Source organism: Methanosarcina spelaei, assembly GCF_002287235.1.
GTDB lineage: Archaea > Halobacteriota > Methanosarcinia > Methanosarcinales > Methanosarcinaceae > Methanosarcina > Methanosarcina spelaei.
On record NZ_LMVP01000103.1, the window covers coordinates 1 to 7,628 of the forward strand.

At 38.4% G+C, this 7,628-nt stretch carries 5 protein-coding genes and 1 pseudogene; 5 read left to right on the forward strand and 1 reads right to left on the reverse strand.

The features are described 5' to 3' along the window. Nucleotides 1-838: 838 nt before the first annotated feature. The 5 genes and pseudogenes from prf1 to ASJ81_RS07120 all read left to right on the forward strand — a co-directional run. Nucleotides 839-2,083 (forward strand): annotated as a pseudogene (gene prf1, locus ASJ81_RS07100) (peptide chain release factor aRF-1); the annotation flags it as partial. 487 nt (nucleotides 2,084-2,570) lie between these two features. Continuing rightward, nucleotides 2,571-3,020: a Fur family transcriptional regulator gene (locus tag ASJ81_RS07105; RefSeq protein ID WP_095643873.1), complete on the forward strand. Its 450-nt coding sequence runs from the start codon at nucleotides 2,571-2,573 to the stop codon at nucleotides 3,018-3,020. Between the two features lie 234 nt (nucleotides 3,021-3,254). Next, complete coding sequence (locus ASJ81_RS07110) at nucleotides 3,255-4,571, forward strand: cytochrome ubiquinol oxidase subunit I (protein WP_095643874.1); 1,317 nt, start codon at nucleotides 3,255-3,257, stop codon at nucleotides 4,569-4,571. A gap of 2 nt (nucleotides 4,572-4,573) precedes the next feature. After that, nucleotides 4,574-5,602, forward strand: a complete 1,029-nt coding sequence (gene cydB, locus ASJ81_RS07115; RefSeq protein ID WP_095643875.1) for a cytochrome d ubiquinol oxidase subunit II — start codon at nucleotides 4,574-4,576, stop codon at nucleotides 5,600-5,602. Between the two features lie 430 nt (nucleotides 5,603-6,032). Then, nucleotides 6,033-6,920, forward strand: a complete 888-nt coding sequence (locus ASJ81_RS07120) for a DHHA1 domain-containing protein (protein ID WP_095643876.1) — start codon at nucleotides 6,033-6,035, stop codon at nucleotides 6,918-6,920. 484 nt (nucleotides 6,921-7,404) lie between these two features. Here ASJ81_RS07120 and ASJ81_RS23250 read toward each other — a convergent pair. Further along, nucleotides 7,405-7,628: hypothetical protein (locus ASJ81_RS23250; RefSeq protein ID WP_212556043.1), on the reverse strand; the 224-nt coding region annotated here is incomplete at its 5' end.

The window sequence follows — 7,628 nt, forward strand, 5'->3', positions numbered from 1 at the left end:
TAAGTTATTTTGATAAAAGTTACACTTTAAAAAGTAGCGGAGCGTATTGATTTTAGATAAAATATTCAAAAAAAATATCTAATGAATAAACAAATTCTTTGGCAAAAATGCCAAAGAATTTGTTTTTCAAGATTATTGCAGCTTTTTGAGGTAGTTAGCAGAGAAAATTGTAGGTTTGAGGAAAGAACAATAAGAGAAATCACTAGATTATGGAATTGTGTCGTTTAGTTGCAGAAAATATAAAAATGATTCATTGAAATAAGAAAAATTTATAATCATAATTAATATTTTAATGTTGTTTACTAACAAAACATTTTACCTGAAAATATTATTTGTTCAGAACCAATTTTTCATATAATTTATTTTAAATAAGTTTGGGAATAATTATAGATTGTAACCCCACAAAAAATTAGAGAACAGATTAAAACGAACGGATCAGAGCGAATGAGCTTATACCACCAAGACAAAACTGACGGATCAACAAAAACGGGCGCCAGAACAGTGAGGCTTTGAAGGAAGATCTCGACTTGTTCCGGTGCAAATATTGATCGTGTGCAATGGTTCATGGATATATGATGTCCATGAACTCTGTTCTTTTCATGATTTTTATGTTCAAAGTCATTGTGTATTTGCAAATTTACTCTAATAAATATAAATCTATGTAAATATGGTAATTGTCGTTGGTCTTTACAATTGGCAGTGTTTTCCTTGTCGTAATAACTTCCTAGTGCAAATAAAATAAGGGATAACAAATTGTTAAATTACTTTTATTAAGTCGACCTCAGTTTGCCATAACAACTGAGTTGCATGCTTATGAGAAAAGGAGGAAGTCGGAACGGCTGAATACTGTACGTATGAAAAATATGTATTAAAAAAGAAGCTTGAGATTCTGAGAAATAAAAGTGGAAAGAGCACAGAATTAATTTCCCTTTATATTCCTTCTGATATACAGATTTCAGATGTTACAAATCATTTGAGAGAAGAGCATGAGCAGTCCTCGGATATTAAGTCTAAACTTACCGGCAATAACGTACAGGGAACACTTGATTTTTTGTTGGCAAAGTTAAGATCGCTTAACAAAGTACCAGGAAACGGGATAGTTTATTTTGCAGGGCCTGTCGATACCGGAACTAACAGGACAGGCATGGTAAATGAAGTTCTTATTCCTCCGGAACCTGTTGTAGATTACATATATCACTGTGATTCCGTTTTTTATCTTGAGCCCCTTGAGAAAATGCTCAGAGAGTGCAGTACTTATGGACTTATACTTCTGGATTTAAGAGAAGCAACTATCGGAATGCTCGTAGGTAGGCAAACTGAAGTTATTAAGCATCTCCACTCTACTGTCCCTGGCAAACAAAGAAAAGGAGGTCAGAGTGCACATCGCTTTGAACAGCTCAGACGCATTGCTATTCATGATTTCTACAAAAGAATAGGGGATGCTGCAAATGAGGCATTTCTTGAAGTGGAGCCAGCTGAACTTAAAGGCATTCTTATAGGAGGGCATTCTCCAACTAAAGAAGAGTTCGGTGAAGGTGGATTTCTACATTATGAGCTTCAGAAAAAGGTTCTTGGACTGTTCGATACGGGGTATACGGACGAATCAGGTTTTTCTGAATTAATAAATGCAGCAGAGGACACTCTCCAGGGTATTGACTTAATTAAGCAAAAGAGAGACATGGAACTATTTTTTAGAGAGCTTGCTACTGAGTCTGGTAAAGTATCTTATGGAGAAGATAATGTACGGGTGAACCTCGAAATAAAGGCAGTTGATGTGCTTTTACTTTCTGAAGACCTGCGATCTGAAAAAGTAACTCTCAAATGCAGTGTTTGTGGATATGAGAATAAACGGACAAGAAATTGGAAACCAGATGAAGCTGTTCCTTTTGCAGGAAATTGTCCTGAATGTGGTTCTGCACTTGAAGTCACGGATGTTATTGATATCGTCGGTGAATTCTCAGAACTCGCTGATAAAGGCAATGCAAAAATTGCTTTTGTATCAACGGATTTTGACGAAGGCTCTCAACTTATTATAGCTTTTGGAGGCATTGCTGCAATCCTTAGATATAGCACAAAGGTGTAGGTTAAGCACATGGATGCAGGTTAGTTCAGAAGTTTATTAATAAATAATATAGGTAAATCGTACAAAATTTGAGACTGTTGTATCCAAATGTACAATAAAATTTAGATTTCTTTTCCAATTAATGTTGCAAACAACTGTGAATTTTACTCAAAAGATTGGACAATCTTGCTCTAGCAAGTTCTGTCCAAAACTACTGTTTTGCCCTAGCAAGTTCTGTCCAAAACTACTGTTTTGCCCTAGCAAGTTCTGTCCAAAACTACTGTTTTGCCCTAGCAAGTTCTGTCCAAAACTACTGTTCTTTAACTGTACTTTTAGTGGGGAAACTTCAGGGCACAGCGTTAAGAAAATAATGCAGTTGCAAGACTTCTCTAAGTAAAGAAATAAAGTGATTGATAGTAATTGTTAAATAATAATAAATATCATTTAGTAATGGATATCATGTATATCTAAGTAAATCTGCTTTCACAGGTAATTTAGGTGGACGGCAATGAAGCCCACAGACAAAGCTGGCATGAAATACACAAATCAGAGAGTTGAAATACTTGCTTTCCTGCGTGAACACGATGGTCATCCCACTGTAGACGAAGTTTATGATGGGGTTAGACAAAAACTGACGCGTATAAGCAAGGCTACCGTATATAAAAATCTCAAATTCCTTACGGAGAAAGGGTTACTGGAGGAGGTGAATGTAAAAGGAGTCTCAAGATTTGAAGCGAATTTCATTCCGCATCACCATCTAATCTGCAGGGAATGCGGAAGTATGGAGGATTTCAATTCGGAACAATTATTGGACTACTCAATGAAGATAGCTGAGGAAATAGAAGGATTTACTATTGTTTCAACAAGCACTAACTTTTATGGTATTTGTAAAAAATGTAAGGAATCTAAAAAGTCTGAAGAACCTAAAAAGTCCGGGGAATCTGAGGATGAAATATAACTTTAGCAGAATAGCAAGGGAAAACAGTATGTTATCCGGATGTACAATGGCATATTCTTCAGATGGTCAAAAATAAAAATCCAGTGGCATATGACATTGTACTTCAGGTTCTTACTTGTGAGATTGAGCATGAAGATTAACTGCAAGTTGTGGACAGAAGAACATCGGCTTGCTTCAGCGTAAATATGATCCTGTGCTGTAAGTAATAAAACGAGGTAAAACGAGGGGTAATGAATGGTTGAATTAATTTTATTAAGTCGGCTTCAGTTTGCCATAACAGCTGCATTCCATTTCATATTCGTTCCACTAACATTGGGACTTGCACTGTTAGTGGCAAGCATGGAAACAATGTACTACAGGAACAAAGATGAAACCTGGCGAAAAATGGCCGATTTCTGGGGTAGGGTATTCAAGATAAACTTTGCAGTAGGTCTGGTCTCAGGTCTTACACTGACGTTCCAGTTTGGGACGAATTGGGGTGCCTATGCGGAATTCATGGGAGATGTCTTTGGACCGCCTTTAGCTGTGGAAGCATTACTGGCTTTCTTCCTTGAAGGTACTTTCTTTGGTGCATGGATATTCCTGGACCGCAACCGTCAGAAACTAAAGACATTTTCCATGTGGATGGTTGCTCTGGGAACTAACATATCTTCATTATGGATTATTACTGCTAATGGTTTTATGCAGAATCCAGTTGGCTATGAGATGGCTGCTGACGGGAGCAAAGTCGTTATGACAGATTTCTTTGCTCTTATTACAAACGGCTATGTATGGTACATGCTGGTACACACTTTGCTTTCAGCTTACCTGTTGACAGCGTTCCTGATCATGGGAATTTGTGCATATCATTTCCTTAAAGGAAACAACAGTAAAGTATTCAAGAAGTCTTTCAGCATAGCAGTTACCATAGCATTAGCTACTGCAGTCATGCTTCCAGTTCTTGGTCACGGTTATGCGCAATATGTTACTGAACTTCAGCCTGCTAAAGGAGCGGCAATGGATGCAATATGGGAAACAGGTTCAAGAGTTCCCATGTATCTGATACAGGTACCTGATTCAAGCACTGGTTCCAATAGTGTTCAGTTGCTGGGAATTCCAGGTCTTGCAAGTTTCCTGTATACAGGAAGTTTCAGCGGAAAAATAACAGGACTTAATCAGCTACATCAGGATGAATTACCACCTGTAGGAATGATATTCTGGAGCTTCAGGCTAATGACAGTTCTTGGGTCCCTGTTTATCATAGAGGCTCTTTTAGGCTTATATCTTCAAAAATCAGGCAAATTGTACACATCAGACAAGTATCTAAAGTTGCTGATATGGTCTATCCCTCTTCCGTATATTGCCATCACTGCTGGCTGGATCGTAGCTGAGGTAGGAAGGCAGCCGTGGCTGGTATATGGTCTATTAAAAACAGCAAATGGTATCTCATCGGTTCCCATATCAGATGTATTGCTAAGTGTTGCCCTTATAAGCACATTCTATCTGATCCTGATGGTCTTTGAGATATACCTCATAAAGAAAACTGTAGTTAATGCGACAGGAGCTGAGTGAAAATGTTTGATTTCCTTACTCATGATATGCTTGCTGTAATCTGGTTCTTCCTGTGGTGTGTTATATGGGGAGTTTACTTCATTGCAGACTCGTTTTCCCTTGGGGCAGGTCTTCTGTTACCTTTTATTGCCACAGATGAAGTGCAGAGGACACAAATCCAGAGTTCTGTTGGTCCCTTCTGGGGCGGCAATGAGGTATGGCTCATTCTGGCTGCAGGTGGAACGTTTGCTGCATTTCCTCTAGTGTTTTCGAAGATGTTCACTTTCCTGTATCTTCCTATGATGTTGCTGCTTATTGGCTTAATTGCAAGGGGCATTTCTGTGGAATATCTTCACAAGGATGAGAATCCCCGGATACAGAAAGCCTTTGCTTGGGGATGGTTCATTGGAAGCCTGCTGATTTCTCTGGTTTTGGGAGTTGCATTTGCGAACTTCTTCAAGGGACTCGAAATCGCTTCAGGAGGAGTTTATACAGGTACCCTTCCTGGACTCTTCAGCCCATATGCGTTGATAGGTGGTGTCCTATTTGTGTTTATGAGTGTTACTTCAGGTGCACTCTGGATCAATGTCAAGACCGAAGGAGCCATAGCTTCAAAAGCAGGTAACCTGGCAAAGAAGAGCGCTCTTATTGTGTTTATACTGTCTCTGGTCTATCTGGCATATTCTTTTGTGGGTATAGAAGGTTTCACAACCAACTATTCAGCCACGCCAGCTCTGTATTTATTGCCAGTTCTCGCTGTAGTGGGAGCTGTCCTTTCGATGTTCTTTGCAAAAAAGGGCAGGGGATTTCCGGCCTTTTGCAGTAATCTCCTGACTCTTCTTTTCATTGTTGAAAGCGGGCTTGCAAGCATTTATCCTTATATGCTTAAGTCATCTATTTCTCCTGATTACGGCATAGACATCTTTGAAGCAGCATCAAGCCACATGACCCTGAGCATCATGCTTGGAGGAGCATTAGTATTTGTACCCATAGTTATTATCTACCAGCTGTGGGCATATACGCTGTTCAAGGAAAAGATAAAAGAAACATAACAGGTCGATTACTGACCTGCTCTCTCTTTTTTCATTTTTGTCACTTTCGTGAACATCCTTGAACTTTATTGGTTTCAATCCTGGCTGGTATCAACAACAAGCATATCCTCCAGCAGTTTCCGGCCACAAATATTACAGTACTCCTTCATTTTGTTGCTTCCCTCCATTATGTCGCCTCTATTGTCCAGAAGATCTCATAAAATCATGCACTAAGCTTGTATGGTTTTAGTGTCTCCGTTTTTCACTCGACTTTATTCTCCTTTTTGGCTTGTATTATACTTATATCGATTTCGACATTTAAAATATATTTTTGTTCATATATATTAATACTTAATTGATATTTTTCACACCGGGTTTTCTTTAAATATATCTTGAAATTACATTTCAGCAGAAAATATAAAAAATCATGTTAACTAATGGAGAATCGAAAATGATAGACAATAAACGTACGATTTTGGTTTATCACCATGACGACAACGATGGATGTTGTGCAGCCGCCATTGCTGGTAATTCCTATGACCGGAATAAATTTGACATAAAGTTTGTTTCTATAAATTACGGCAAAGAGTCATGGGGTGAGGACGAAATAAAGGCAGCTGAAGAAGTATGGCTTGTTGATTTTACAAGCGATAAAATGGATGAATTCGTAAAAGCTTGTGGGTCTAAACTGATATGGATCGATCATCATAAGACCGCTGTGGAGAAGTTTCCTGATCTGTGGAGCTCGAGCAGTATTACGGGAATTCGATCCCTTCAAAAGGCAGCCTGTGTACTTACATGGGAGTTTACACATCCAGAATCTACTTCACTTCCGGTGACTGTTGCCTATATTGGAGATAAAGATCTGTGGAAGTTTGAATACGTTGAGACAAGAGCTTTCACTGCAGGCTTCAGTCTGATGGTGAAAACCCCTTACGATGCCGTATGGGCTGTGCTTCTTGGTTCGAAATATGAGGACACCGTAAATAAAATGATATCAATTGGTGAATTACTTCTTGAATCCCAAAGTTACAAGATTCAGAAAGCTTTTGACCGTGGAGTAGACTGTGTTTTCCATAATTGGAATGCAAGGCTTGTAAACACTACCGGAAGCATCTCCGAACTTGGAGAATTTATCTACAAAAAGCCTGAGTATGACATTGCTATCATGTGGCAGGCCATAGAGGATATGGTGGTATTCAGCTTAAGGTCCGATTCAGGGAATCCCGACTCCCCAGATTGTGCTGAAATTGCTCAACACTATGGCGGCGGTGGACATAAAAATGCTGCTGGGTTCCAGAAAAAGAATATGGATTTTCCACGTCTGCTTTTCACATGAATCAGATCCAGACAGCTAGAAATATAGCACATCACTGATTATACTCTGGCAGCCAGGAATATAGCATATCCCTGACTATACCCTGGCAGCTAGAAATATAGCACATCACTGATTGTACTCTGGCAGCCAGGAATATAGCATATCCCTGACTATACCCTGGCAGCCAGGGATATAGCACATCACTGATTATGGGTAGATTCTAAGGTTATTAACTAAAAATAGTAGTAATTAAATTTGAAAACTTCTAATTTTTATTTCTAAAAATTATCTCTTTTAGGTCAAGAAAGAGTATTAAGTTACTAAGCTGATCCTAAAAATTCAAGTGGTTTCTCTTATTCTGACTTCTATTACTCTTTTTCTCCGAAATTTAATTCTTGTTTTAAGTTCTTTACATTTGTATTCGGTTAAGGATTTTGAGCTGCTGATCTCGATTTCGACGGAAAAACTCAAACCCAAATGTTTAGTGTTTAAATTGAAATCGATATCAGATTCCAGTTTTGCATTTGATGAATAATTTAACAAATTTTATGAAAATCAATGCAATTGATAACGATTTTTCCTTAACCGATGACCAATGAAGTTCTTTATAAATTCCAAAACCAAATGAGAAAATTTGGCCTTCTATAAAATCTAAATGCAAATATTTAATTTTTAAATCAAAGTTGCGCTGGCGCACCCCGCTGCAAGCAACGGGGTATGTCCGCGCCA